The organism is Bacillus sp. FSL K6-0255 (assembly GCF_045040725.1).
Taxonomy (GTDB): Bacteria; Bacillota; Bacilli; order Bacillales; family Bacillaceae; genus Bacillus; species Bacillus subtilis.
This window is the reverse complement of record NZ_CP150278.1, coordinates 450,694-475,458: the sequence shown is the minus strand read 5'-3', so window position 1 is coordinate 475,458 and position 24,765 is coordinate 450,694. Positions and strand designations below refer to the sequence as shown.

The 24,765-nt window shown below is 46.1% G+C and carries 28 protein-coding genes; 5 read left to right on the top strand and 23 right to left on the bottom strand.

What is annotated here, in order from left to right; all coding sequences use genetic code 11:
* Positions 1-54 precede the first annotated feature (54 nt).
* Positions 55-345, top strand: coding sequence for a DUF3817 domain-containing protein (locus MHB62_RS02420; protein WP_015252794.1), 291 nt, complete (start codon positions 55-57; stop codon positions 343-345).
* Positions 346-389: 44 nt separating this feature from the next.
* On the opposite strand, the gene amj is transcribed toward MHB62_RS02420, so the two are convergent.
* The 5 genes from amj to MHB62_RS02395 all read right to left on the bottom strand — a co-directional run bounded on the left by amj (position 390) and on the right by MHB62_RS02395 (position 4,223).
* On the bottom strand, positions 390-1,199 hold the full coding sequence (gene amj, locus MHB62_RS02415; RefSeq protein ID WP_032722918.1) for a lipid II flippase Amj: 810 nt from the start codon (positions 1,197-1,199) through the stop codon (positions 390-392).
* A 505-nt stretch (positions 1,200-1,704) separates the two neighbouring features.
* A complete protein-coding gene (locus MHB62_RS02410) occupies positions 1,705-2,127 on the bottom strand; it encodes a pyridoxamine 5'-phosphate oxidase family protein (protein WP_003234396.1) in 423 nt (140 codons plus the stop codon).
* Positions 2,128-2,204: 77 nt separating this feature from the next.
* Entirely contained in the window at positions 2,205-2,756 is a 552-nt protein-coding gene (locus tag MHB62_RS02405) for a GNAT family N-acetyltransferase (protein ID WP_014478866.1), read from the bottom strand.
* An 87-nt stretch (positions 2,757-2,843) separates the two neighbouring features.
* Complete coding sequence (gene lyxE / locus MHB62_RS02400) at positions 2,844-3,347, bottom strand: D-lyxose ketol-isomerase (RefSeq protein ID WP_003234400.1); 504 nt, start codon at positions 3,345-3,347, stop codon at positions 2,844-2,846.
* A 15-nt stretch (positions 3,348-3,362) separates the two neighbouring features.
* Positions 3,363-4,223: an SDR family oxidoreductase gene (locus MHB62_RS02395; protein ID WP_032722917.1), complete on the bottom strand. Its 861-nt coding sequence runs from the start codon at positions 4,221-4,223 to the stop codon at positions 3,363-3,365.
* Positions 4,224-4,377: 154 nt separating this feature from the next.
* Here MHB62_RS02395 and MHB62_RS02390 point away from each other — a divergent pair, with 154 nt between their 5' ends.
* Positions 4,378-4,974 carry a class I SAM-dependent methyltransferase gene (locus MHB62_RS02390; RefSeq protein WP_032722916.1) on the top strand — a complete coding sequence of 199 codons (597 nt, stop codon included), beginning with the start codon at positions 4,378-4,380 and terminating at the stop codon, positions 4,972-4,974.
* Between the two features lie 19 nt (positions 4,975-4,993).
* On the opposite strand, the gene MHB62_RS02385 is transcribed toward MHB62_RS02390, so the two are convergent.
* From MHB62_RS02385 to pbpC, 4 genes are all read right to left on the bottom strand, one after another.
* Positions 4,994-6,505 carry a class I adenylate-forming enzyme family protein gene (locus tag MHB62_RS02385; protein ID WP_014478863.1) on the bottom strand — a complete coding sequence of 504 codons (1,512 nt, stop codon included), beginning with the start codon at positions 6,503-6,505 and terminating at the stop codon, positions 4,994-4,996.
* 211 nt (positions 6,506-6,716) lie between these two features.
* Positions 6,717-8,801: a mannitol operon transcriptional activator MtlR gene (gene mtlR / locus MHB62_RS02380; RefSeq protein ID WP_032722915.1), complete on the bottom strand. Its 2,085-nt coding sequence runs from the start codon at positions 8,799-8,801 to the stop codon at positions 6,717-6,719.
* 185 nt (positions 8,802-8,986) lie between these two features.
* The gene (locus MHB62_RS02375; RefSeq protein ID WP_003234411.1) at positions 8,987-9,889 is read right to left on the bottom strand and encodes an aldo/keto reductase family oxidoreductase; all 903 of its coding nucleotides are present in this window, start codon (positions 9,887-9,889) and stop codon (positions 8,987-8,989) included.
* A gap of 100 nt (positions 9,890-9,989) precedes the next feature.
* Positions 9,990-11,996: a penicillin-binding protein 3 gene (pbpC, locus tag MHB62_RS02370; protein ID WP_032677496.1), complete on the bottom strand. Its 2,007-nt coding sequence runs from the start codon at positions 11,994-11,996 to the stop codon at positions 9,990-9,992.
* 150 nt (positions 11,997-12,146) lie between these two features.
* On the opposite strand from pbpC, the gene MHB62_RS02365 reads away from it, so the two are divergent.
* Positions 12,147-12,434: an antibiotic biosynthesis monooxygenase gene (locus MHB62_RS02365; protein ID WP_003234413.1), complete on the top strand. Its 288-nt coding sequence runs from the start codon at positions 12,147-12,149 to the stop codon at positions 12,432-12,434.
* Between the two features lie 5 nt (positions 12,435-12,439).
* On the opposite strand, the gene MHB62_RS02360 is transcribed toward MHB62_RS02365, so the two are convergent.
* The 9 genes from MHB62_RS02360 to MHB62_RS02320 form a co-directional block, all read right to left on the bottom strand.
* A complete protein-coding gene (locus tag MHB62_RS02360) occupies positions 12,440-12,685 on the bottom strand; it encodes a YczI family protein (protein ID WP_003240256.1) in 246 nt (81 codons plus the stop codon).
* Positions 12,686-12,857: 172 nt separating this feature from the next.
* Complete coding sequence (gene lipC / locus MHB62_RS02355) at positions 12,858-13,499, bottom strand: spore germination lipase LipC (protein WP_003234415.1); 642 nt, start codon at positions 13,497-13,499, stop codon at positions 12,858-12,860.
* 63 nt (positions 13,500-13,562) lie between these two features.
* Positions 13,563-14,315, bottom strand: coding sequence for an IclR family transcriptional regulator (locus tag MHB62_RS02350; protein WP_003246517.1), 753 nt, complete (start codon positions 14,313-14,315; stop codon positions 13,563-13,565).
* Positions 14,316-14,330: 15 nt separating this feature from the next.
* Positions 14,331-15,338, bottom strand: coding sequence for a 5-oxoprolinase subunit PxpC (gene pxpC, locus MHB62_RS02345; protein WP_003234419.1), 1,008 nt, complete (start codon positions 15,336-15,338; stop codon positions 14,331-14,333).
* 2 nt (positions 15,339-15,340) lie between these two features.
* Entirely contained in the window at positions 15,341-16,063 is a 723-nt protein-coding gene (pxpB, locus tag MHB62_RS02340) for a 5-oxoprolinase subunit B (protein WP_003234420.1), read from the bottom strand.
* A gap of 44 nt (positions 16,064-16,107) precedes the next feature.
* Positions 16,108-16,881, bottom strand: coding sequence for a putative hydro-lyase (locus tag MHB62_RS02335; RefSeq protein ID WP_074794535.1), 774 nt, complete (start codon positions 16,879-16,881; stop codon positions 16,108-16,110).
* Positions 16,882-16,904: 23 nt separating this feature from the next.
* On the bottom strand, positions 16,905-18,119 hold the full coding sequence (locus MHB62_RS02330; protein WP_014478854.1) for an NRAMP family divalent metal transporter: 1,215 nt from the start codon (positions 18,117-18,119) through the stop codon (positions 16,905-16,907).
* Positions 18,120-18,133: 14 nt separating this feature from the next.
* On the bottom strand, positions 18,134-18,907 hold the full coding sequence (gene pxpA / locus MHB62_RS02325; RefSeq protein ID WP_015715254.1) for a 5-oxoprolinase subunit PpxA: 774 nt from the start codon (positions 18,905-18,907) through the stop codon (positions 18,134-18,136).
* A 205-nt stretch (positions 18,908-19,112) separates the two neighbouring features.
* A complete protein-coding gene (locus tag MHB62_RS02320; protein WP_015715253.1) occupies positions 19,113-19,862 on the bottom strand; it encodes a phosphoglycolate phosphatase in 750 nt (249 codons plus the stop codon).
* A gap of 132 nt (positions 19,863-19,994) precedes the next feature.
* Between MHB62_RS02320 and MHB62_RS02315 the strand changes: the two genes are divergently transcribed.
* On the top strand, positions 19,995-20,159 hold the full coding sequence (locus tag MHB62_RS02315; protein ID WP_015715252.1) for a hypothetical protein: 165 nt from the start codon (positions 19,995-19,997) through the stop codon (positions 20,157-20,159).
* A gap of 32 nt (positions 20,160-20,191) precedes the next feature.
* Here MHB62_RS02315 and MHB62_RS02310 read toward each other — a convergent pair whose 3' ends face one another.
* Positions 20,192-20,584 carry a 3-hydroxyacyl-ACP dehydratase FabZ family protein gene (locus MHB62_RS02310; protein WP_404978344.1) on the bottom strand — a complete coding sequence of 131 codons (393 nt, stop codon included), beginning with the start codon at positions 20,582-20,584 and terminating at the stop codon, positions 20,192-20,194.
* Between the two features lie 85 nt (positions 20,585-20,669).
* Here MHB62_RS02310 and MHB62_RS02305 point away from each other — a divergent pair, with 85 nt between their 5' ends.
* Positions 20,670-21,278: a dienelactone hydrolase family protein gene (locus tag MHB62_RS02305; RefSeq protein WP_015715251.1), complete on the top strand. Its 609-nt coding sequence runs from the start codon at positions 20,670-20,672 to the stop codon at positions 21,276-21,278.
* A 59-nt stretch (positions 21,279-21,337) separates the two neighbouring features.
* Here the strand turns inward: MHB62_RS02305 and sipU are convergent, their stop codons facing one another.
* From sipU to MHB62_RS02285, 4 genes are all read right to left on the bottom strand, one after another.
* A complete protein-coding gene (gene sipU / locus MHB62_RS02300; protein WP_003234434.1) occupies positions 21,338-21,901 on the bottom strand; it encodes a signal peptidase I sipU in 564 nt (187 codons plus the stop codon).
* Between the two features lie 134 nt (positions 21,902-22,035).
* A complete protein-coding gene (locus MHB62_RS02295; protein ID WP_003234436.1) occupies positions 22,036-23,100 on the bottom strand; it encodes a tartrate dehydrogenase in 1,065 nt (354 codons plus the stop codon).
* 90 nt (positions 23,101-23,190) lie between these two features.
* On the bottom strand, positions 23,191-24,312 hold the full coding sequence (locus MHB62_RS02290; protein ID WP_029946494.1) for a mannitol-1-phosphate 5-dehydrogenase: 1,122 nt from the start codon (positions 24,310-24,312) through the stop codon (positions 23,191-23,193).
* Position 24,313: 1 nt separating this feature from the next.
* Complete coding sequence (locus MHB62_RS02285; RefSeq protein WP_003246714.1) at positions 24,314-24,745, bottom strand: PTS sugar transporter subunit IIA; 432 nt, start codon at positions 24,743-24,745, stop codon at positions 24,314-24,316.
* Between the last annotated feature and the right edge of the window lie 20 nt (positions 24,746-24,765).

Sequence of the window (24,765 nt, the reverse complement as noted above, 5' to 3'; positions counted from 1 at the left end):
CCTCCGGATTGTTTATAGTATAAAATGAAAACGTGTCCACAAGGAGGGCGATTTATGCTGCACACGCCGATCGGAAGACTTCGCACGATGGGTTTTATTGAAGGAATGTCACTCTTAATCCTGTTGTTCATCGCTATGCCGCTTAAATATTGGGCAGGCCTTCCGCTTGCGGTGACAATTGTCGGTTCGGTTCACGGCGGGTTGTTCATTTTGTATTTGCTTGTCTTGGCTTATGCAACCTTCTCTGTCAAATGGCCGCTGAAATGGTCAGCTGCCGGCTTCGTCGCTGCTTTCGTCCCATTCGGAAATTTTTTGTACGACCGCGGATTAAGGAAATATAAATAAGGGAACGCAAAAAAGGCTGGATCTTTATGATCCAGCCTTTCTTATTAAAACCACTTTGTCAGCCACGCGATATAGTAGGCCCCCGGAATAAACATGAGCTGGGCGAGGAGTGTGCCCGCCACCCTTGATGTGACCATTGTGATAGAGGTCCATTTTAAATAGAGATAGCTTCGTTTTCCTTTTGCCACATCATCAGCTAGAACGGATACTTTAGGATCAACAAAAATGGCCAGCAGCATCGTCGCAATTCCGTTGATCAAACCCGAAGCCATGACGGCTGTCGTGCTGCGCTCCGGCGCCAGAAGGCCTGCGTATAAAGCCGAAAGCACGCCAATCGTATAAATCGATGTGATCAGCATGTTGATGACAAACAAACGCTTCGGAATCAAGCGCATATGAAATCCTTTTACATATGAAATGGACGGCAGACGCAAATAGGAAAGGGCATTTTTGAATCCTTGTTTCGAGAATCCCTTTCGGAATACTTGAAAAACGGAGCCGCCGCCGCCCGCCAAGTGAATAATCGCCCTTGAAAAAAGAGCGACAAAAGACGGGAGCAGGATAATGCCCAAAATGGTGCCGACTGTCGATCCGAAAATTAAAAAGCGGAACTGCTCCCCTACAATCGCCAGTGCGTTTTTTCCAGCAGCATCAATTAAATGCCCAGTAAAGGGCTGCTGCACCATGTTCGACATTCTGGATACGATGACCATGACATTAAACAGAGAAAGCGCGGACGCAATAAATCCAACGCGGGCCCCGGAAAGCCTTGTAGCATAGGCTAAGGTTTCTATCGAGTGAATCAGCAATAAAAAACAAAAAATAAAAAGTACTTGTGTTGTAATGACATGCACGTTATTCTTCCTCCAATTTCATCCTAGAGATAAGACTGGAAAGAAGACAAGGAGGTTTCAGTACGATGTGTTTTTTGCAATAAAAAAACCGTCCGGCGTACGCCGGGCGGTTTGTCTTATTCTTTTCTATACGCAAATAAAGATTATATCATCCGCCAAGTCAGGCGGGTTAGATTCATAAAGCATTGTTCCGAAGAATCATTCTGGAAAGTAAACACCATGGAAATTTCTTGAACACAAGACAACGAAAGCCCTACCTCTCAATCGTCACTGCGGCTCCGAAGCCGCGCCGGTGTGAATTGTAAAACAAAAAAGTCTTTTTTCCATCTCATCGTTAGGGGCGATTTGTTATGAAGGAAAAGAATAAGGGCAGCTGGTTATGCTGCTTGGGAAGCGGTAAGCTTCTCTCTCAAAACAGAAAAAAGAAGTTTACTTTCTTTTTTATTTGCTTATTTTTCTTACTAGCTATTCATAATAACATATCGCCCTTGAAAACACAAATTTTTTATAGTTCGAGTGAGACCGGCGTTTTCTCCCCGGCATTCATCAATCTGATATCCTCCGGTTCAATTTCAAGAATCACCAGATTCGGATCATCCTTGCCGTCAAACCAGCGCTCTAATTTGGAACTCCATATTTTGTCCTTGAGTTCTGCCGAATTGTTGATTTTGGCTTTTCCGGCAACTTCGACATATGCGTCGCCAAAGCCTTCACAATCATAGCCTAATAAAATGTGGACATTGGGGTTGTTCTCAATTTCTTCTGCTTTATGAGTTTCCTTGCTTGTCGGTGTGTAAATCGTCAGCCCGTCATGGAAAAAAGTCATGTAGCGGGAATGCGGTTTGCCCTTTTGAACCGTTGCGAGCGAACCTACTTTATGGTGATCTAGAACATCAAGCACTTTTTGTTTAATGTCTTGCTGATTCATCTCGAATCACTCCTTTTTAACGTCTCCGCTGTTACTTTTCCACATCCGGGGAAGATTTAAACAAGAAAGTGTGCTCTTTATTTTTCGCCTTCCCATTCACGCTTTAACAGACTGTAGTAGACGAGGTCGTGATGCCTGCCGTTTACGTATAAGCCATCCCGTGCCCTTCCTTCCTCTAGAAACCCGATCCGCTCCGGAACCGCTCTGCTTTTTTCGTTTCCGACAGCCGCACAGATCGCCACACGATTCAGCTCAAGCTCTTCAAAAGCATACGTAATGAGTTTTCGGCAGGCAGCTGTAATAATGCCTTTCCCTTCAAAGTCTTTAGCAATCCAATATCCGATTTCAGCCTTTCGATTCACTTGATCAAGGTTATGCAGGCTGATCATGCCGCATAGGCTGCCGTCATAAAGGAGCCCCGCCTCAATGCCGTTCAGGTCTGCATACTGATGCCGCCATTCTGGAATGATGGTTTCTCTGTACGTGTCAGCGCTGCTTGGATTTTCCGCCCAAAACAGCCACTGGCTGAGCCGCTGCTGATTTTGGATAATGAGTTCGGCCAGCCGCTCCGCATCATTCGGCTCCAATAATCGGATGGTGATGTGCTCATTTACCTTGCAAGTGAACATCGCTTCGCCCTCTTTCCTTTTTCACCCATTATATCGATGATTCTGTTTTTTTCAATACAAAAAAGGATGGGCTGCTAAGCCTCATCCTTATATTCTTGGATCGGTAAAGATATCATGTTTATCCGTGCTCGTCGATGACATTTCCGTCACGACGGCACCTTCTTCCCCGGCCTGGAACCAATGCTTTGTATTCGGGGGGATTGTATATTGCCCGCCCGGTTCTAGCTCAATTTCGTGCCAGACCGTATAGTGTTCTCTGTCTTCCTGAGGAGGGAGAACTTTTGGAAGTGGCGTTTTTTCTCCTTCTACGTAAAGATACACTTTTCCGTAGCGGCAGCGGAAGGTCTCCTGCTTGCCTTCCTGGCCGTCGACCGGCGGATGGCGGTGTTCCGGGCAAGTCTGTCCCGGAAACAGCACCAATTCCTTTGAACAATAACGGTCTGTATTGACGTAGACGAAGAGCTGGAGCCCGACTTTTCTTTCTTTTCCTAAGCCGTAATCCATCAGCTGGATTTGGTCTACTTCCTCGTCCGTTAATACAATCCCTGCTTTTTGATAGTAGCTGTTCACTTCTTCTTTCGTGATGCCCATATGTCTCACTCCCTCTTATGTCGTCACAAAGTTTCCGCCGTTGACATGCAGGGTCTGACCTGTCATGTAAGAGGACTCATCTGATGCCAGAAGCACATAACAGCCGACGTGCTCAACAGGCTGTCCAGGACGGCCCATCGGCGTATCTTGCCCAAATTGAGCAACTGTTTCTTCAGAGAACGTAGCTGGGATTAGTGGCGTCCAAATTGGACCCGGCGCGACTGCATTTACACGGATGCCGTCTTTGACAAGCGCCTGCGCCATTGTTCTTGTAAAGGCATTGATCGCCCCTTTTGTCGCTGTATAATCAATCAGTGTCGGGTTCCCTACGTACGGGTTGATGGATGTCGTATTGATGATGGCGCTGCCCGGTTTCAGGTAATCAATTGCTTTTTTAGTCAAATAAAATTGAGAATAAAAATTTGTTTTGAATGTGCGGTGAAGCTGTTCGCTCGTAATATCTTTGATGCTTTCCTTCGGATGCTGTTCACCTGCATTGTTGACAAGGATGTCAAGGCCGCCTAGTTCCTTGACCGTTTTTTCAACCGCTTCATTGCAGAATTCCTCTTCACCTACGTCACCAGCAATCAGCAGGCATTTTACGCCTTCTTGTTCAACACGTTTCTTCGTCTCCTCAGCGTCTTCATGCTCATCCTTATACACAATGGCGATGTCTGCGCCTTCCTTTGCGTAAGCGACGGAAACCGCGCGTCCGATCCCGCTGTCGCCGCCTGTAATAAGAGCTACTTTTCCTTTTAATTTGTCTGCTCCTTTATAATCCTCGTACTCATACACCGGACTTGGATTCATTTCGCTTTCAATTCCCGGCTGGCGACTTTGAGTTTGTGCCGGCAGTTCTTTTGGATAATTTGCCATGATGATTCTCCTCCTTTGTTTTCATGTCTATTTGTTGTGTACCTCACACACTCTTTGGATAAACATGGCTTGGCACCTTCGCATTGCTTTATCAGAAAAATGTTTCACATGGAACGCTTGGAGGAAATAACTCAAAAAGGAGGTTGGTTGCTGAATGATTAACATGCTTTCTAGAAGATTCAGCAGGCCAAAGGGCGTCATCGGCATGATTGCCGGGTACATCATGGCTGCTGAAAATCAAACACTGAATCAGTGGACAATCAATCAGCTGGGTATCACGCGCGGGGACAGCATTTTAGAAGTCGGGTTTGGCCCGGGATACTGCATGCAGCAGATGCTGAAACGCGAGAAGGATGTTCATCTTCATGGGATTGATGTGTCAGAGGCCATGCTGAAGCTGGCCGCCCGCAGAGTGAAACCAAAGGGCGTACGCCTGATACAAGGAAGCATCGAGACATTTCCTCTCCCCGCCTCGTTTTATGATAAAGTGATTTCCGTTAACAACTACACCATTTGGAATGACCAAACAAAAGGCATGAAACAGATTTATCGGGCATTAAAGCCAGGCGGCAAAGCAGCCATTACGATGCAGCCGCGGGAAGCGGATGCCAGTCCTGAGAAAACCAAATCATTTGGAAGACAGATGATTGCTGACTTTAAAGCAGCCGGCTTCGAAGACACTGATATACAATTTAAGAACATTAAGCCTGAGCTTTCCGTCTGTGCAACTGCAAAGAAGCCCGCCACATAAAGTGGACGGGCTTCTTCTTTTATGAATGTACAGCCTGATTGCGCAGGACGTCTTTTTTCACCTTGCCAAGGTTGTTTTTCGGCAGTTCGTTAACAAATTCAACTTCAGGTATTTTGTAAGCGGACAGGCGTTCTTTACAAAATGCGATGACATCCTCTTCCGTGATGCGCTGGCCGCCATTTTTCACGATAAAAGCTTTCGGTTTTTCACCGTAAAGCGGGTCAGGAATACCGACCACAGCCGTTTCAAGGATTCCCGGGATCTGCTGGATAACTTCTTCAACCTGATCAGGATAGACGTTATCGCCTCCGTAAATAATGACATCCTTGTAGCGTCCCGTGATGAAAATAAAGCCATCTTCATCCACATATCCTGAATCTCCGGTTCTAAACCATCCGTTTTGCAGCACTTTCGCTGTTGCTTCAGGATTGTCTTCATAGCCTTTAAATAAGAATGGAGTATGAACAACGATTTCGCCGATTTCTCCTTGAGGAAGTTCTTCTCCGGTCAGAGGATCTTCCACTTTGACTTTAACACCTGCCACAGGTTTTCCTGCAGATGCCGCTTTATCCATTCCCATATCAGGCGTCCATGTGCTGATGCCCCAAGCCTCAGTACTTCCATAGCCATGCGCAAGCGGAATGCCAATATCAAGATAGCGGCGTATTAGGCTGCTCGGCACTTTTGTTCCGCCTGTCATTAAAATAACAAGTGAAGATAAGTCAGTTTGGTGCGTTTCCCACGCCTCAAGCAAATACGTGTAAAACACAGGAAGAGCCATCACGGTCTGAATTTTCTCTTCTTCAATGACCTTCAGCATGTGAACAGGATCTTGATCCTTTGTAAACACAAAGGTTGTTTCTGCAAACGTTCCAAGCATGATGCAAATGAGCGCACTCGTATGATAAATCGGATGGCACGCGAGAAAACGAAGGCCCTTCATACGTGCTATTGAGCTGTTGGATTTTTTAACGTATCTGTATATGCCGCCATGTGTAATCATGCATCTTTTCGGGTTTCCCGTTGTTCCAGATGTAAACATCAGAAGTGCTGTATCATCAGGTGAAACCATTTCCGTCTCTGGCAAATGATCAGGACCTGCAAACAGCGCTTCAAATTCAGCAGATGTTTCGTAAGCTGTTCCTGTTTCCATTGTTACACACAGTGAGGACAATTCAGGTAGAACTTCATCCAGTATCTCTTTAAACTCCGCTCCGTAAAACATCGCTTTCGGTTCACTTGCTTTTAAAATGCCTGTCATTTCATATGGTTTCAGCTGCCAGCTGACAGGTACGACAACAGCACCTATTTCAAGCGCGGCGAACATAACAGTTGATGCGGGATGGCCGTTTTTGCAAAGCAATGCAACACGGTCGCCCTTTTGAATTCCTTTTTGAAGCATGGCATTCGCCAGCTGATTAATCCGTTTACGGTAACCTTTATATGTCAGTGTATGGTCTCCGCTTTTTACAGCCTCTATTTCTTCGCTATTCGGCATGTCATGCAGAATCAGATGCTGTAATGTTTCCATATCGTCATCTCCTATATTCTCTTGAATCTTCAATAATTTGTTAGATTTTCTTCCTTACCTCACCCATTTTAACCCAAAAAAGATAACTTGTAAAACTATTTCATTTTGGAATTATTCCAATACTGAATGATAAAATAGTCCCACATTTTCTTATTTTGTTCCCCATCCACAGAAAAACACACGCCAAATTTTTGACGTGTGCCATGCAGGTTTACAGTATGTTTTTTTCTTTCATCCATGTGAAAAATATGCGGTTTAACCGCTGATACAATTCTTGTTCTCCTTCTTCCTGAAACCCCGCCATGCTTTCTCCGCTCTCGATAATTGCCGAGCTGATCGCGCTTAAAATCTCCGAGCCTTCAGCAGATAATGAGCTAGGCGCCATCATGACGAGAATGCGTGTCATCCTGAGGGTATTTCCGTCCATGCCATCCACTTCATAGGAGGTGCTGAGATCAAACATTTTGAAAAAAGGCAGGACGATTTCATCATTTTTGAGATGATAAAGCGCCATGTTTGTTCCGGGGATTCCCAATCCCCCTTGTTTCTCCCGCTCAGCCAGGCAAACCGCAGCTTTTTCCGGATCACGGATCAGGCCATCCTTCTTCAGCTGTTGAAAAAGCTCTAGCAGAAGCATGCTATGGTCCGGGTTTGTTTTGAGTTGAGCTAGCGTAAAATGGCGCAGAACATCTTGGATAACTTCCATATACCGCCCTATGCTTTCCGCCGCCTCTAGCATGTCAGGTACATCAGCTTGCTGCGCCTCTTCCTTCGGGCTTCTTTTTTTGTTAAGAATAAGGGGAATCTTCCGCTTGATATACTGCTTGACCTGGTTTGCGTCTTCCTCATTTAATAGCGGGCTGACCATGATGTAATCAATGTTTTCATAAGGAATCGGTACAGTGGACACAATCATATCATAGGCTTGAACATCCTTCCCCTTTAGCTCGATCAGGGATGACATATCAAACGATTCAATTTCCGGCAGCTCTTTTTTCAGTCTGGAGGCAAGCATTTTCGAGGAGCCGATCCCGCTTGAGCAGACGACAAGCGCTTTCACTTTTGCTTCTTCTTTTTTGATTTCAAGAGCCGAGCCAAAGTGAAGAACGATAAAAGCGATTTCATCATCAGAAAAGGACATGCCCGGAAAATACTTTTCGACGCCTTCTTCGATCGCCATATAAAGCAGAAAATAATCGCGCTTGATCTGTTCCTTCATCGGATTGTATATCTCAATATTTTCTTTTATGCGGCTGACGGCCGGCTCCAAATGGGCAATCAAGCCTTCATATAAAGAGTAGTTTTTCGTTAGATCCATTCTGATTTTGTCTGAAATAAAAGCAATGAGCCGCTTTGTTTGCAGGGCTGTTTCCAGCTCAATTTCCTGCGCTTTGTATTCTGTTTTGTATTTTCGATTGGCGCTTCGAAGGTGGATTGTAATATAGCCGACCTCCGCCTCTGGAATCGTCACGCCGAAGGCACGTTCAAGCTCGCCCGCGATTTCAAGAGCGGAGCTGTATTCCTTCGCATTCTTCAGTTCCTCAAGCTCATTTTGCTCCATGGTGATAGTTTCCCCAAGCTTAATTCGTTCGATCGCATACGTCAGATGGACGACGAGCGCTATATAGGAGCTATCGGACAATGAAAAAGCGATTTTTTCTTTGAGCTGAAATAAGATGCGCTCCATTTTTAACAGCTCGCCTTTGCTGACAACCCCGAACATTTTCTCTGAAGAATCGGCTTTTCCTTTGATGTTTAATTCAACCGCTTCCAAAAACATTTGGATGTCAAGACGGTTCACAATCAAGTTGCCGACAATTTTCCGTTTCGCATTCTCCGGCCCTATAAGCTGGATGCCAAAACCTCTTTTGCGGATCAGTGTCAGTCCGAAGGGAGAAATCCACTTCTCGAGCTCATCTAAGTCATAGCTGACCGTGGCATTCGTCACCTGGAGATCATGAGCAAGCGTGTACAGTTTGACGGGCTCCTGAGACTCTAATAACGAACAAAGAATGAGCAGTTTCCGTTCGTCGGCGCTGTATTCATGCTGTTCATATGATAAATCAGTAAGCAGCTTTTGTTTATCCTCGGGACTTCCCACTGCTTTCAACCCTTTACCGGGCTGTTTATCTAACGTAAGCCCCACGGTTTCCATCAGCGGTTTAATTGATTTGAGTTCCCTGTGAATGGTTCTCGTGCTGACTTGCATCAGCTCAGCAAGCTCAGTTACGGTTATATATCTGTTTTGTAATAATAAGTGCTTTAACAGCTTTTGTTCTCTGGCAGTCATATACATAAAAAAGACCTCCTAGCCAATCTTGATGTGCGGATGAAGTCGCAAGGAGATGCAGTAGAGGATATAGAGAGGTTTCCTTTTAATATAAAACGCTTTCAAGAAAGAATCAATCACTTATAAATGGTAATTTGGCACTAAGCGGTGTGACAATATTGAAAAAGCATCAGCTGGTAAGCTGATGCTTTTTATGGAATATCGTAACCCTGTACGGCTGTAAAAATGCGGAACCATTGATCCTGGTCAAGCTTGTATGACAACGCATTTATCGCGGCGGAAATCCGCTCGCGCTTTCCGCTTCCGACAATCGGCATGATGTCGGCCGGATGCGTATACAGCCATGCGTACATCACCTCGTCCAATGAAGCGGCGCCAATCTCTGCTTGAACGGATTCAAGCGCCGTGCGGACACGCCGGTCTTTTTCCGTGTCACCAGTGAAAACTTTGCCGCCTGCCAGAGGCGACCAAGCCATCGGCGGAATCCGTTTTTCCTGGCACAGGTTCAAAGTGCCGTCGAGCATATTTTCTAATTCGTATGCGGAAAGCTCAATCTGGTTGGTTACGAGCTTCTCAGGCAAATATGATTCCAGCATCCGATACTGGTGATCTTTAAAATTTGAAACGCCAAAGTACCTGACCTTGCCAGAGCATTTCAAGGCCTGAAACGCCTCTGCTACCCCCTCCGGATCCATGAGCGGGTCCGGTCTGTGAATCAAAAGCATATCGATATAATCCGTCCTAAGGTTCATAAGCGATTGCTCAACGGATGCCAAAATATGCGATTTGCTTGTGTTATAATGATGCGATCTGTGAGCGGGCCGTTCAGGCGATTCAAGAACGATACCGCATTTTGTGACCAACTCTATGTTTTCTCTTAATCCAGGTGAAAGGGCAAGGGCGTTTCCAAACAGCTTTTCGCACGTATAGCCTCCATAAATATCCGCATGATCAAAGGTCGTGATGCCGTGATCGATACACCATTCAATGAGGCTCAGAAGTTCAGCATCTGAATAGTTCCATTCATTCAGCCGCCAAAGCCCGTGTATGACTCTTGAAAATTGAAGATCCTCCGCCAATTGAATACGCTGCATGCAAAATCCCTCTTTTCTTTGTATAAACCGGGTTTTGCCCCTTACTAGTTCATTCGGCCTCAGATCCCCTTTTTCCTTTCGCTCCTTTTAAAAAGACATTTTAATTCGATTGAAATTGCTTTTTCGCTTTCTCAACGACATAGTGGCTGCCGCCGCGGTCCTGCACATTTTGGATCATCATGGCGACAAGCAGGTCTTTGTTTTTGTAATCGTAGCCGACAAACCAGCCATTTTCCGTGCCGTCTTTATCATCTTTTGATGTTTTCAGCTCGGCTGTTCCTGTTTTCCCGGCCACTGTGATTCCTTTCACGACAGGCTGATACGCTGATCCGCGCTCATCTTCCACAACGCCTTTCAGACCTTTTGTAATGTCTGCTGCTCCTTCCTTGGTGACCACTTGCTTGTGCCAAACATCAGCTGTTTGTGAATCTTTTTTGATCAGCGTCGGTTTGACAAGGTCTCCATTGTCAACAAATGGCGTGTAAGCAGTTGCCAAGTGAAGCGGAGACATTTGCATTTGCCCTTGTCCGTAGCCTGTATCCGCAAGCAAAATGTCTGAATCAAGCTTGTCATTTGCAATAGACGATTTCTGGATCGGGAATTCGTACGGAACGTCCTCTGAAAAACCGAATGTCTTCAAGCCTTTTGTGAAGGTGTCCGCTCCCATATCAAGCGCATTCTGGGCAAAATAAATATTGTCTGACGTAATAAGGGCGTTTTCCAAATCGACTTGTTGAAGTCTCTCAGACACACGTGTCACTGAATAGCCGCCCCAGCTCGAATCTTTTTGCCACTCCTTGCCTTTGATTGTTTTCTTCTCATCGGCTTTAAGGGTGCCGTTTTTGATTCCAATAGCAGCCGCAATCGGTTTAATGGTAGAACCTGGCGCGTATGTCTTATTGAATTTCGCTGAAAACGGGTTGTTTTTATCTTTGTTTAGCTTTTTCCATTCCTTATCGCTCCAGCCGAAAATAAATCCGTTTGGATCGTAGGAAGGCGCGCTGACAAGGGCGAGTGTTTCGCCTGTCTTCGGCTGCAGCGCGACTGCCGCCCCGCTGTCATCCTTCAGTTCATCATACAGCTTCGTTTGCGTTTTGATATCAATTGTGAGGTGAAGATCCTCGCCGTCCTTTGCTTTCTTTTCAGCGATGACTTCCCCGGTTTGCGGCACGTAGATTTTCCAGCCAGTTGTGCCTCTTAGCTTGCCTTCATACACATTTTCAAGTCCGGCGATACCGATGTTAGACGTATCGCTGTACGTTCCTTCTTTCTTTTTCTTCAGTTCTTCCGCTGTAATGGCGCGGACATAGCCTGTCAAATGGGCTGTCTTTTCGCCATACGGATAGTAGCGGGAGCTGACATTCGTTCTTGTTACGCCTTGTAATGACGTCGCTTCAGAAACTAATTTCTCCTGGTCAGGCTTGACCTTTTTGAGCGGCACAAACGAATCGTCTTTTACCCAGCCTTGATCCAGCTTTTTCTTGATGTCGTCTTCAGTCAAATCAAGTTTTTTGGCGAGTTCTTTTATAACTTTCTCTTTTTTATCGCCAAGCTCTCCGGGAACAATTCCAATTTCCGGAACATCTGTATTGACAGCTAAACCTTTTCCATTTTTATCGTAAATTTGGCCTCGTTTCGGTTCAATGCTCATAATTTGCACGGTTTTGTCGTCAGCCAGCTGCTTGAAAATAAACGATGGGTCCCAATCTATATTCCATGACTCCTCGTCATCTGTTTTTTCTAATTTCAGCACAGCAGTATTCTTGAAGCTGACTTTGCCGGCATTTGTGTTCATGCTGACTTTATACGGGATATGTTTCATTGTCTTGTTGTCTTGATCGTCCTTATCTACTTCTCCCGCAGTGACTTTCAAATTTTTTACGCCGGCCTGCTCATAGATGGCTTTATACCTGTTGACGAAATCTTTTTTGGAGATTTCTTTTTTGACATCTTTAGTCAGGCTTTGATACATGTCATCGAATTGCTGATCGTTCCACTGTTTCACGAATGCTTCCATGCGATCCTCTGGTGAATCTGTTTTGGAGCATCCGATTAACCCAATCAATCCGACGCATAGAAATACTAGTAGAATACACTTTTTTAACATGACTTTCCCCTGCCTTCCACTTGTTATTTTCTCTTAATTGAATTGGTGCGTGCAAGATTTTTTTGAAAATGAAGGAAAAGTTCACCGATTTTGCAGAAATCTCCTATCGTTTGCTGTAGACTATTTGAAAAGACAGAAAGAAGGGATAGCATGGTCAGAGAGGCAGCAATGCTTCACATTAAAGAAGGCCTTGAACAAGAGTTTGAGGATGCATTCCGGCAAGCGGCGCCGATTATTTCCGGCATGAAGGGCTATATCACGCACTCGTTATCAAAATGCATGGAGGAAACGCATAAATATCTGCTTCTTGTGGAGTGGGAAACACTTGAGGACCATACGGAAGGCTTTCGCGGTTCTTCAGAGTATCAAGAGTGGAAAGCCTTGCTTCATCGGTTCTATACCCCGTTCCCGACGGTCGAGCATTTTCAGGATGTGTAATAGATTTATATAATATGAAGTGTAAAACCGATAAGGGAGACAGACCATACAAAAACGGCGGTATAAATATTAAAAGCGCCTGAGCCGTCATTTTCTTTTTTGCGCTCTTCAAGCCCCTGCATAAACATGACCGCACCAAGAAAGACGAGCATGACCGATTGGATTACAGAGGTGTGTTCCGTATAGTTAAAAGCAATAAGCGCCAGTATAATAATGATAACCGCAAAAGACATTTTAAAAATCCGAAACAAAAGGACCATCCTTCCTTATATACGAAATATTGAACGTTATGGCTATATTTGCCTACGCCCTCCATTATTCTAGCGCACTTTGTTTGTCTGTAGAACAGAAGACAGAGAATTTTAAGTTTCTTTTAATATTTCGATCACACATAAAAAACGCGCCTGTCATGAGGCGCGTTTTCTATGAAACTGATAATTCTTTATAGCCTAGCTTGTGAACGGCTTCAGCCATCGCTTGATAGCCTTTGCTGTTCGGATGGACACCGTCAAAGGACAGATATTCCTGTTCTTTGCCTTTGAAGATGCTATAGGCATCCGCGATTTTGACATGGGGTGCTGATGCAAGTGTTTCTAAATGTGAATTAAACGAAGTGATCCATTTGCCGGCGATATCAATTTCGGGAAACGGATTGTATAAGTTGAACACACGAATGGCGTACGGGGAAGGATTTTCTCCTTTAATCTCGGCGACTTTGGCAATCATCTTTTCAAAATTCTCATGGCAATGGGCGGATACACGGCTGAAAATCGTTTCATCCTTAGAGGTTTGGTAGGCTAAGACCGAATCGATGAGATCGTTTCCGCACCCTGTGATCGTTATCATATCAGCATCTCGAATACATTTTTGCACATAGGGATATGACAGGAGTCCCAAAATCTCTTCTGTATTCAGACCTGATCTGGCAAATATGTTTATTGCCGTTCTTGTTTTCAAGTCAGCTTCCATCATGTCCCCAAAACGCTGGACGAAGCCGGGTGAAAACAGCCCGGAGCCTCTCCCTGTCGTCAAGGAATCGCCCAGAGCTGTATATCGAAGCACCATGTTCTTTCCTCCACTCTTGAACGTCGATACGTTAATGTACGCAGCAGAGAAAAGATTGGCTACTTATGTATATCCTATTTTTCTTGAAATCTGTAAAGCGGCGTCCTTCACCTTTTCTGTTAAATAGGGCAGCCTGTCTTCTGTAAATCTCGCTTCAAAGCCTGCAATGCTAATGCCGGCTGCCACCTGGCGCTCATGGTTAAAGATCGGGGCGCCGATCGCCGCCGTATAGTTTTCGAGCTCTGAATAGCTGACAGTATAGCCATTTTGCACAGAGGCATCAATCTCCTGAAGCAGTTTTTCGGGATCGGTAATCGTTCCGGAGCCAATCGAAATGAGCTCGGTTTGTTTGATGTATGCTTCGATTTCTTCACGGGGAAGAAAGGACAGAATGCTTCTGGCGCACGCTCCCGCGTATAGGGGGGAACGCCTGCCGATCGCCGTATACAGCCGCACAGTCTGTGTCCCTTCTATTTTCTCAACGTATATCGCTTCATTGCCGTCCCTCATGATCAACTGCACGGCCTCATCCACTTCCCGGCACAGCTCTTCCATCACCGGTTTCGCTATTTTTCTGATATCCAGCCTGTCAGCGACAAGCTGTCCGAATTCCAAAAACACCAATCCCAGCGAATAAGCGCCGGACGCATCCCGACTGAGGAACCCCATTTCCTCCAAGGAGCTGACCATCCGGTGAACAGAGGTCTTCGGCATTCCCGTCAGCGACACCAGTTCACTTAAGGTTAGGCTTGGTTTATGCAAAAACAAATTAAGCAGCGCCATAGATTTGACTACGGTTTTATTTTTATTCTGCATCATTCATCCCCTTTGCTATGTCAGCCATTCCATCTTCATTCTCGTTTTCAGTTCTTTTATATGCTGTTCCCGTTCTACCGCAAGCGCTTCTGCCTCCTGGAGGGACACAGGCTCAAACTGAACGTGCTCGCCCGGCATGATTTGGGAAACAATCGGAAGATCAGCGGATATGATGTGCGCGATCCTCGGATAGCCGCCAGTCGTCTGCCGGTCTGCAAGCAGGATAATCGGGTTGCCGTCAGGCGGCACCTGAACTGTTCCGAATGAAACCGCTTCCGACACCATCTCAAGCGGGGCCTTCAGTTCGAGCGGTTCTCCTTTGAGCCTGTAGCCCATACGGTCGGACTGCGGCGTGACACGAAATGCTTCTTCATAAAAACGCGTTTTTGATTCTTCTGTGAAAAAGGCAAATTGCTTTCCTTCCAGCACCCGAATGACGGGATTCTTCTTCAATGGCAGAAATCTGCCGCGGCTGACTGACCACTTCGGTGCTGCAAATCCCTGTTTTCCAAGCTGCGAACTTAAGCGAGAAAGGATGGTTTGCGAAAGAGCTGACATCTCTCCAATGTTCAGTTCATCTTCTTTTTGAAGCGCTCTGCCATGAAGTCCGCCAATGCTTCCTCTGACGTATGTGCTTTTACTTTCCATGACGGCAGGCACCTCAATGCCGCCAGCTGCCGCCAAATAAGCACGGCTGCCGAGTTTGCAGGGGCCAAAGCTGACCGTGCTGTTTTCCTTGATGAGCACAGGCTTCCATAAAGGCGCTTCCTCGTCATTAATACGCAGCGTGAAGTCCGCCCCTGTCACAGCAATCAGTGTCTGTTTTGAAAAATGAAACGACGGACCGGGCCCCATCATCGTTATTTCGAGACCTGCTTCATTTTCGCCGTTTCCTATCAACAGATTGGCAATGCGCAGTGAAACCGTGTCCATAGCGCCGCTGGCCAGAACGCCGTATTTTTGGTAACCCGTTCTGCCTATATCCTGAACCGTTGTGAGCAGTCCGGGCTTTAATACTTTCATGCTCAATTGGACTCCTCCTTATAGGCGTGATAGTCTTTTTCTGAGATGCGAACGAATTTCACAATATCTCCCGCCCGCAGCAATGTCGGCGGGTTTTCCTGCGGCCGGAAAAGAGCCAGCGGCGTTTTGCCGATCAGCTGCCAGCCGCCCGGCGTTGAAATCGGATAAACGCCTGTCTGCAATCCCGCAATACCGACCGAACCTGCGGGAATCGACGGTCTTGGCGATGATTTTCTCGGAGCTGCAATGCGTTTTGACATCCCGCCTAGAAAAGGAAAACCGGGCGCGAAGCCAAGCATATACACCACATATTCACCGTTTGTATGAATGTCGATTACTTCCTCCGGTGACAGTTGATTGATCTTCGCCACCTCTTCTAAATCCGGACCGAATTCACCGCCATAGCAAACGGGAATTTCTACAATACGGCGGTTGACCTCATAGTCTTCGGCTATTTCTGCCAGCCGCTCTTCGACATCGCGCTTGACACTCTCAAAAGGTGAGCTTATGCCTTGAGGCAAATGCTTGTACACTTCATACATATCATAAAATACGGTTAGACTTGTAAAAGCCGGGATACATTCAATGAATCCCGGAAATGGCTGTTCTTCTATATAAGCGGCCGCTGCATGGACAATGCCGTTGACCTGTTCATTGATTTCTTCTCCGAATCGGATCATCATTGCAGAATCACCGAGCTGTTCGATTTGATATCGTACAGTCATCTTTCTCACCTCTTTTAATTCTCGTTCATCAGGATGACGAGAGGCTACAGCACCGCAAGCGACTCGTCTCGAATATCTGTGATGAGCATATGCCCCGGCGCATGTGTGATGACCATTTCAGGCTTTACATTCATAGCCACGGCTTGCGGGGTCACTCCGCATGCCCAAAAAACAGGAACCTCGCCGTCACGAATGGAAACGGCATCTCCGAAATCCGGTTTCCCGAGATCGCGAATCCCGATTGCTCCCGGATTGCCAATATGGATCGGCCCTCCGTGCACAGCCGGAAAACGCGAGGTCACTTGTGCAGCACGTACAGCCAGCCGTTCAGGAACCGGCCTCATGCTGACAACCATCTGTCCGTGAAACGCCCCCGCCGGAACACAATCGATATTCGTTTTATACATTGAGACGTTTGTCCCCTCATCAATATGCCGGACAGCTATCCCATTATTGATCAGTGCCTGTTCAAAGGAGAAACTGCATCCGATCAGAAAGCCGACAAAATCGTCCTCCCAGTATGGCGTAATATCAGATACTTCTTCCGTTAGGATACCGTGCCTGTAAATACGGTATTTCGGAAAGTCCGTTCTGATATCAGCATCCGGCGCAGCCAGAGACGGCACAGGCGAACCTGCTTCAGTCACATCCAGCACGGGGCAGGGCTTTTGATTTCGCTGGCAAAACAGCAGAAAATCAAACGCAAGGTCCTTTTTCAAAACCACAAGATTCGCTTGGGCGTAGCCGCCGGACATGCCTGCGGTCGGCCCGTTTATTGTCCCCTCTCGTATCAGGGCGCGTACATCCTTTGGCGCCATTTTGTTTAATTGCTCCACTTATATCAGCTCCACAATTGAGGAAGTTGTGTAATTAACGTGTAGATTCCCATAACTGCCATTACAATCACTACAAGCGCGCCTGTGCTTGTCAGCCAAAGCGGATGCTTATAATCACCGACAATGTTTTTCTTGTAGGCGGCAACAAGCAGCGTTCCGAGCGCAATCGGCAGAATTAAGCCGTTCAGTGAACCGACAAGGACGAGGATCTTCGCAGGCTGGCCGATTGTGACAAAAGCTAACGTAGAAACCACAATAAATCCGATAATAATACCGCGTGAATTCTTTTCAATTTTTGGAGAAAAGGTTTTAAAAAATGAAACAGATGTATAGGCTGCTCCAATAACAGACGTAATCGCCGCAGACCACATGATCAATCCGAAAATTTTATAACCGACATTTCCAGCAGCCAGCTTGAAGACAGAAGCCGCCGGGTTGCTTTCATCGATGTGCAGGCCTTTCGATACAACGCCTAGAACCGCAAGAAAAAGAGCGATACGCATGACAGATGTAATTAAAATGCCGACAACCGAGCTCTTTGTCACCTGCGGAATGGATTCCTTTCCTTTAATTCCGGCATCAAGCAAACGGTGTCCTCCGGCAAATGTGATATAACCGCCGACGGTTCCGCCCACTAGGGTGACAATGGCAAATATGCTGATGTGTTCCGGGACGAATGTATTTGCGACTGCCTGTCCGACCGGAGGAGCTGTCGTCGCCGCAACGTAGACCGTTAAAATAATCATCACGAACCCCGCGATTTGCGTAAAACGGTCCATCGCTTTTCCTGCTTCCTTGATGACAAAAATCAAAATGGCGATAACGGCACTGATTAAAGCGCCTGTTTCAGGTGTAATGCCGAACAGCACCTGAAGTCCCAGCCCGGCCCCTCCGATATTCCCAATATTAAAAGCTAGTCCGCCAAGCACGACGAGAATGGCGATGAAATACCCCAGTCCGGGAAGCACCATATTCGCAATTTCCTGACCTCGTTTTCCAGAAACTGCGATGATGCGCCACACATTGGTTTGGGCGAAAATATCTAAAATAATAGAGATTAAGATGACAAAACCGAAGCTTGCTGCGAGTGTGTTTGTGAATGTTGCGGTTTGGGTGAGGAAACCCGGTCCGATTGCTGATGTCGCCATTAAAAAGGCGGCGCCCATCAGCAATGACCAGCTGCCCGCTTTTTTTCCTGCTGTCTTTTTCTGCTGCTCCATCTATTGTTCCTCCTTTATGTTGACCTCTGTTCTGAAATAGCTGTCACTTCAATTCCAGCCGCTTTGAGCTGTTTTCTGATTTTTTGCGCAAATGTCAGCGCATGGGCTCCATCTCCATGAATGCAGACTGTATCTGCTTTTAATGACACATCATGTCCTTGCTGAGATTTGACCGCCCCTTCTTTCACCATTTTGATGACCTGGGTGACGGCGGCATCATCACTTTCAATGAGTGCGTCCGGCTGGGAGCGCGGTGTCAGCGTGCCGTCCGATTGGTATGTTCTGTCGGCGAACACTTCATTTGCGGTCTGAAGTCCGATCCGTTCTCCCGCTTTTACAAGCTCGCTCTCAGCAAGACCGAAAAGAATCAGGCCGGGATCAACCTTATAGACAGCTTTCGCGATAGCATCCGACAGTTTTTGATCGACTGCCGCCATATTGTATAAAGCGCCATGCGGCTTGACGTGCTGCATGTGAAGTCCCTCTGCTTTTAGAAAGCCAGAGAGCGCGCCAATTTGATAAACGACAAGATCATACGCTTCCTCAGGAGAAATCGCCATATTGCGGCGCCCAAAACCGAGTAAATCCGGCAAGCCCGGATGCGCACCGATTTTTACGCCTTTTTCCGCTGCAAGCGCGACGGTTTTTCGCATAACACTAGGATCTCCTGCATGAAATCCGCATGCGATATTCGCTGATGTCACATACTCTAAAATATCTTGGTCAAGGCCTATCTTGTAGGCTCCGAAGCTTTCTCCTAAATCACAGTTTAAATCAATCTGAAACACAGAATCCCTCCTGCCAAAGCAAACGATATGCTTTATGTCATTTATTGTCCCGAAATTCGGAACGACTATTCCGAATTTTTGAACTTTATTTCATTATAAGTGAACCATATCAGTTTGTGAAATACTTTTGTCAGAAAACCTACCATGGTCCCAGAATAAAACCTGCCAAACTAAAAAAGAGAGTCCATCTTAGGACTCTCTTTTTTTATAGTACCCAATGGCGAATCGCTTTAGCGACACCATTCTCAATATTTGTATCCGTGATATAATCAGCCGTTTCTTTTACGATGTCTTGCGCATTGCCCATTGCGACGCCAAGACCCGCTTCTTTGATCATCGCAATGTCATTAAGGCTGTCGCCCATCGCCATCACATTCTCCATTGTAAAGCCGAGTTTTTCCGTAACCTTGGCAAGGGCTGCAGCTTTGTTGATGCCAAGCGCGTTGACTTCAATGTTTGTCGGACTTGAATTTGTGATTTCGAGCTCTTTGTTTTTTCTCAGCTCCTCAAGCACTTCGTTTCGGATATCGTCATCCTCGATGTCAAAGCCGAATTTGAGCCATTCATGATCCGTAATGTTTTCCGGAAACTCGCCTCTCCATACTTTATTCACCGTAGAAGCCCAGAAATTAGTGTTGTGCTTATTCCGCAAATCCCACATCATTTGAATATGGTCCGTATGAAGCAGCTTCCGTTCCACCAAATTAAAATTCGAATCCCAAATTTCACTGCCGTTTGCCGTGATTAGAAAGGATGACAGCTTTAGCGATTCCGCCAGCTCCCTGCACGTCATCAGCGTCCGGCCCGTGCTGATCACCACATACACACCTTTATCCTCCGCTTCACGAATGGCTTTGCGGTTTTCATCCGAGATCAGCTGCTCGTCGTTCAGCAGTGTACCATCCATATCAATTGCGATCAGCTTGATATCTACATCTTCTCTTTGAACAGACATATATGTACCTCTCTTTATCTTTTTGTTGTGCTTCTCTCTATTCTAATACATTATACCCAGCGGGACAAAAAAGCGATTTCCTATGTTTGAGGAGAACGGATAAGAGGAAAACAAACGGTGAGGTGATCAAACATGACAGAAAAAAAACAGCAAAACAAACCAAATGAAAACCCTGAGCACAACGACTTAACCGATCCGATTCCTAATGAAGAGCTGAAGGAAAATATGAATGATGAAAAACACAAACGCCAGCAAAGAGATAGCTCTCAAAGCGAACGGGATTACGACACAAAATAGAACCCCTCACAAAATGTTGTGAAGGGTTTTTTTCATTTTTCAATATAGATGCCGATTTCAGCTTCAGCAACAGGCTGCTCTCCAACTGACGCCTTGGCATGTCCGAACACAAACCCGCGCCGATTGCGCGTGACTTCAAACGTAAGATCAAGCCGGTCACCAGGCACAGCTTCTCCCAGCTTTTCCGCTTTCTTCACCGAAGACAATAATCCCAAGCTGTTCTCATCTGTAATTCCTGTAAAAGCCGCGGTTTGCGCAAGCGCTTCAATCACAAGTGAAAACGGCATTTCTGTTTGCGAATCAGTGATAAACCAGTCGTTCTCACTAATCAGCTTATAAGCTGCCGCATGTTTGCCGGGCTCGCTATCCGTCACGCCATCAATAAACAAAATTGGATAGCGGTGAGGCAAAGATAATGAGTTCATTTTATATCTCCTTTTTTTGACCATTATATCTCAGCCTAAAGTGAAACGATAGGATATAATGGAAAAAACACAAAAGGAGGCCGTTATGTCCCCAAAACCGCTTGTCATTCTCGTACACGAAATATACGGTGTAAACAGCCATATGAAAAAGATGGGCCGGCTGATCAAAATGGCTGGATATGATGTGTTGACGCCCAACCTGCTCGGCGAGGATGAAGTCTACACACTGCAAGAAGAAAAAACGGCATACGAACAATTTACAAAACACGAAAGGCTGAAAACGGGAGAAACCATCATCCAGAATGTGATCAGGCAAAACGCCGGACGGCACATCTTTGTGATTGGATTCAGCGTGGGGGCTACTATCGCATGGAAATGCAGCAGTATGCCTGAGGTGAGCGGATCGGTTTGTTATTACGGTTCCCGGATACGCGACTCTCTTCATCACGTGCCAGCCTGCCCGGTCCTATTGTTTTTCCCTAATTATGAGCCGTCGTTTGACGTAGCGCTTCTTATCAAAAAACTGCGGGAAAAACAGCATACCCATCTTGAGATTTACCAATTCGATGCGCTTCACGGCTTCGCCAATCCTGATTCTGTTTATTTCAACAGGGCCCTTTTCTTCAAAACGCTTTCTATCATAAAAAACGGGGCGGAAAGCCGGCTCCGCACCGTTTCATCATCATTTTTTTAAACGTGCACGGCGCTTTATTATCGGTGCCGTCATGTTCCATGTTCTTTTTGCATTGCATTTTATTTTGCCTGTCTCATCTCACCGAATGGATAAAAGACGAGAGATTCAGTACCGATGATATCGTCCTCAGAAGGCATGCCCATTCCGTTTCTGCTATCCAGTGAATTGAGACGGTTATCTCCCATCACAAAATATTTACCGGAAGGAACCTCAACTTCGAAGTCACCTGTTAAGGTTACCCCCGACTCTTTGACCTCCTGTTTATATTCCTTTAAGTATGGTTCTTCCACCTTTTTATCATTTATGTATAGCTGATCATTTTTCATTTTAATGCTGTCACCAGGCAAACCGATTAAACGTTTGACAAATGAGCGGCCGCTCTTTTTGTCATGAATGACTATGATGTCTCCTCTGTGAAACCCGCCAGTCCATTTGACTGCTTTATCAACCAGAATTCTTTCTGAGTCTTTAAGCGTTGGGGCCATTGATGATCCTTCAATAAGAAAAGGCTTGTAAAACACCAATCTGATCGTAAAAATGAGAGCTGCGATCATAATGATACTGAGTACAACGATCGTTTTGATTTTTCTTTTTTTCTTTAACGTGATTGTTTTTGCATTCAACTTCCTTCACCCGATGCTTTCCTAAGAATTCCAAATTATTATACAGCATTTGGATCTGCTTGGTTAGACTTTCGTGGAAATTTTCGTAAGGAAATGGACAGGCCGGGGCAGCCATCTGCCACCGGCCTGATTCATCAGAGCTTTCTTAAGCGCGAACAGATTTCATCAGTGACCTCAGCCGTTGTGCTTTGTCCCCCAATGTCGCGTGTTTTGATGCCGTCGGCAGTCACTTGCTCCATTACATCCAGAATTTTCGCCCCCAATTCTTCCTCTCCGAAGTGGTCGAGCATCAGCTTCGCTGTCCAAATCTGGCCGATCGGATTGGCAAGGCCCTGTCCGGCAATGTCAGGAGCTGAGCCGTGAACCGGTTCAAACATGGACGGATATTTGCCGGATGGATTGATGTTCGCAGAAGGCGCAATGCCGATGCTTCCCATCAGGCTTGAGCTGATGTCGGTTAAAATATCACCGAACAAGTTGCTCGCCACAATGACATCAAACGTTTCCGGACGCGTCACAAAAAAAGCGGCCAGCGCATCAATATGCTGAGATGATGTTTCGATTCCGCTATAATCAGCGGCTGTCTGCTGAAAGACTTCATCCCAAAACGGCATCGCGTGATAAATGCCGTTAGACTTTGTGGCGCTTGTCACATGGCTGCGCCGTTTTTTCGCCAATTCGAAGGCAAAGCGCATGACACGTTCTGTCGCTTTTCTCGTAAACACCGCATTCTGGATGGCGATTTCGTCATCGCCTCTGTGAATGCGCCCGCCGACTTCACTGTATTCACCTTCACTGTTCTCGCGAATCACCACGAAGTCAAAATCATTTGGATGCAGAAGCGGCGACGTAATGCCTGCCATTTGTTTGGCGGGTCTCATATTAATGGAAAGCTCAAGCTCCCTCCGGATTTTCAGCAGCAGCCCCCATAACGATATATGATCGGGAACCAGCTTCGGATTTCCGACAGCTCCCAAAAAAACTGCTTCAAATTGAGTAAGCGTATGTATTCCATCTTCGGGCATCATTTTGCCGTGCTCCAAGTAATAATCACAGCTCCATGGAAAAGCTGTGAATGAGAATGACAAACCTCCGTGTACCTCAGCCGCTGTATGAAGCACTTTCTCAGCAGCCGCTACAACCTCTTTTCCTACTCCGTCTCCCGGTATTGCCGCAATCTCAAATTGTTTCATCGTCATTCTCCTTCCCCTGTTATCGTAAGCGCTTTCTATTATACTAGATTGCGAGATAGTAAAAAAAGCCCGTGACATTGTGTCACGGGTGGTCGGTTATTGATTAAGTTTCTTTAAAATGATGGCGTGCAACGGTTCATGGGACTGAATGCCGCACACCTCTTGAAGTACGCCGCTGTATCCTTTTTCTTCGATCAGCGCTTGCAGTTCAACCGCTTCAGGGTCACCGGTGAAATCGAAGCGCAGTGCTGCGGCAATTCCTTCAGCCAGTGCATTCGGTTCTTTTATTTTCTTTGCCGGGCCTACAAGTCTATCATTTTCTCCCAGTTTTCTGAGAGGTGACCTCGCTACGCGGGTCACATCGTCCGAAATGAAAGGATTTTCAAAGCGACCGATGATTTTTTTGATATATTGTTCGTGTTCAGTTTGCTTAAAGCCATACGATTTGACGAGATAGTCACCAGTTTCAAGCAGCGCCGAATGAACAACACGGCGGATTTCCGGATGATCAATTGCTTCTTTGACCGTTTTGAGTCCGCGCTGATAGCCGACATACGCTGTGACCGCGTGTCCGGTATTGACCGTAAACAGCTTCCGTTCGATGTACGGCGTTAAATCATCAACAAACAGTGCGCCGTTTATGACTGGTGTTTTCCCTTTAAAGCCTGATTCATCAATGACCCATTCGAAAAATGGTTCAACCGATACTTTCAGCGGGTCTTCATGATGCTGAATCGGGACGATCCGGTCAACGGCAGAATTCGGAAAACCTACCGTTTCACTGACGGATTTCTGCTCTGCTTCCGTTAAATGGCTGTATATTTCTTTCTTTAAGAAGCTGCTTCCGCCAATCATATTTTCGCAGGCAATGATATTCAGTGTGTTTGCAGTATTTCTTCGTCTTAAACCTTCTGCGATAGACGGGGCAATCAGCTTCAGCACATTCGGGCCGACAGCTGTTGTGATGAGCGCCGCCTCATTCATCAGCCGGTACAGCTCCTCGGTCTGACTGCCGCTGTTAATAGCGCTCACCGGGCCAATGATCTCCGATGAACGTCCCTCTTCCGCCAGTTCCACTGTGTATTCTTTTTTTTCATTGAGGAGGCTGACCATCGTGTCGTTCACATCCGCAAACACCACATCATAGCCGGAGTGGTGAAGCAGCGCGCCGATAAATCCTCTCCCGATATTTCCCGCACCGAAATGTAAGGCGATCATGTCAGTTCACCTCGTTGAAAATGGCGATCAAATCTTCTTCGCTTTTAGCGGAGATCAGGCGTTCAATGTTTTCTTCTTCTGAACAGATAATGGCGATGTTAGACAAAATGTCTAAATGCTCATTATTTTTACCCGCAATGCCGAATACCACTTTTGCCGTGTTGCCTTCTCCGTACTCAACGCCCTCTGGAATCTGTATGATTGAAATTCCAGAGTGAAGCACCTCGCTTTTCGCTTCTTCTGTGCCGTGTGGAATGGCAATGAAATTCCCCATAAACGTAGAAGACGTTTCTTCACGTTCAAACATTTTACTAATGTAATCCTCTGTCACGTAGCCGTTGTCAATCAGCGTCTGGCCTGCCAATTTGATGGCCTCTTCTTTTGATGATACCGTTTGATTGAGTTTAATATTTTCCTTTGCGAGTACTTGCATGAGTATCACTCTCTTTCTAT

Bases quoted from the DNA above. Each gene is read 5' to 3' on its own strand.
- MHB62_RS02375 (WP_003234411.1), bottom strand. From the start codon at position 9,889: ATGCAGCGTATTCAATTGGCGGAGGATCTTCAATTTTCAAGAGTCATA.
- MHB62_RS02420 (WP_015252794.1), top strand. From the start codon at position 55: ATGCTGCACACGCCGATCGGAAGACTTCGCACGATGGGTTTTATTGAA.
- pbpC (WP_032677496.1), bottom strand. From the start codon at position 11,996: ATGTTAAAAAAGTGTATTCTACTAGTATTTCTATGCGTCGGATTGATT.
- pxpB (WP_003234420.1), bottom strand. From the start codon at position 16,063: ATGACTGTACGATATCAAATCGAACAGCTCGGTGATTCTGCAATGATG.
- MHB62_RS02365 (WP_003234413.1), top strand. From the start codon at position 12,147: ATGGTCAGAGAGGCAGCAATGCTTCACATTAAAGAAGGCCTTGAACAA.
- MHB62_RS02410 (WP_003234396.1), bottom strand. From the start codon at position 2,127: ATGAATCAGCAAGACATTAAACAAAAAGTGCTTGATGTTCTAGATCAC.
- MHB62_RS02385 (WP_014478863.1), bottom strand. From the start codon at position 6,505: ATGGAAACATTACAGCATCTGATTCTGCATGACATGCCGAATAGCGAA.
- lyxE (WP_003234400.1), bottom strand. From the start codon at position 3,347: ATGGGCATCACGAAAGAAGAAGTGAACAGCTACTATCAAAAAGCAGGG.
- MHB62_RS02290 (WP_029946494.1), bottom strand. From the start codon at position 24,312: ATGATCGCCTTACATTTCGGTGCGGGAAATATCGGGAGAGGATTTATC.
- MHB62_RS02405 (WP_014478866.1), bottom strand. From the start codon at position 2,756: ATGTTCACTTGCAAGGTAAATGAGCACATCACCATCCGATTATTGGAG.
- MHB62_RS02395 (WP_032722917.1), bottom strand. From the start codon at position 4,223: ATGGCAAATTATCCAAAAGAACTGCCGGCACAAACTCAAAGTCGCCAG.
- MHB62_RS02335 (WP_074794535.1), bottom strand. From the start codon at position 16,881: ATGGCGCCAAAGGATGTACGCGCCCTGATACGAGAGGGGACAATAAAC.
- pxpC (WP_003234419.1), bottom strand. From the start codon at position 15,338: ATGAAAGTATTAAAGCCCGGACTGCTCACAACGGTTCAGGATATAGGC.
- MHB62_RS02350 (WP_003246517.1), bottom strand. From the start codon at position 14,315: ATGCAGAATAAAAATAAAACCGTAGTCAAATCTATGGCGCTGCTTAAT.
- MHB62_RS02285 (WP_003246714.1), bottom strand. From the start codon at position 24,745: ATGCAAGTACTCGCAAAGGAAAATATTAAACTCAATCAAACGGTATCA.
- MHB62_RS02310 (WP_404978344.1), bottom strand. From the start codon at position 20,584: ATGAACTCATTATCTTTGCCTCACCGCTATCCAATTTTGTTTATTGAT.
- MHB62_RS02330 (WP_014478854.1), bottom strand. From the start codon at position 18,119: ATGGAGCAGCAGAAAAAGACAGCAGGAAAAAAAGCGGGCAGCTGGTCA.
- MHB62_RS02305 (WP_015715251.1), top strand. From the start codon at position 20,670: ATGTCCCCAAAACCGCTTGTCATTCTCGTACACGAAATATACGGTGTA.
- MHB62_RS02320 (WP_015715253.1), bottom strand. From the start codon at position 19,862: ATGTCTGTTCAAAGAGAAGATGTAGATATCAAGCTGATCGCAATTGAT.
- mtlR (WP_032722915.1), bottom strand. From the start codon at position 8,801: ATGTATATGACTGCCAGAGAACAAAAGCTGTTAAAGCACTTATTATTA.
- MHB62_RS02295 (WP_003234436.1), bottom strand. From the start codon at position 23,100: ATGACGATGAAACAATTTGAGATTGCGGCAATACCGGGAGACGGAGTA.
- MHB62_RS02315 (WP_015715252.1), top strand. From the start codon at position 19,995: ATGACAGAAAAAAAACAGCAAAACAAACCAAATGAAAACCCTGAGCAC.
- MHB62_RS02390 (WP_032722916.1), top strand. From the start codon at position 4,378: ATGATTAACATGCTTTCTAGAAGATTCAGCAGGCCAAAGGGCGTCATC.
- lipC (WP_003234415.1), bottom strand. From the start codon at position 13,499: ATGGTGCTTCGATATACAGCTCTGGGCGATTCCTTGACGACAGGGAGA.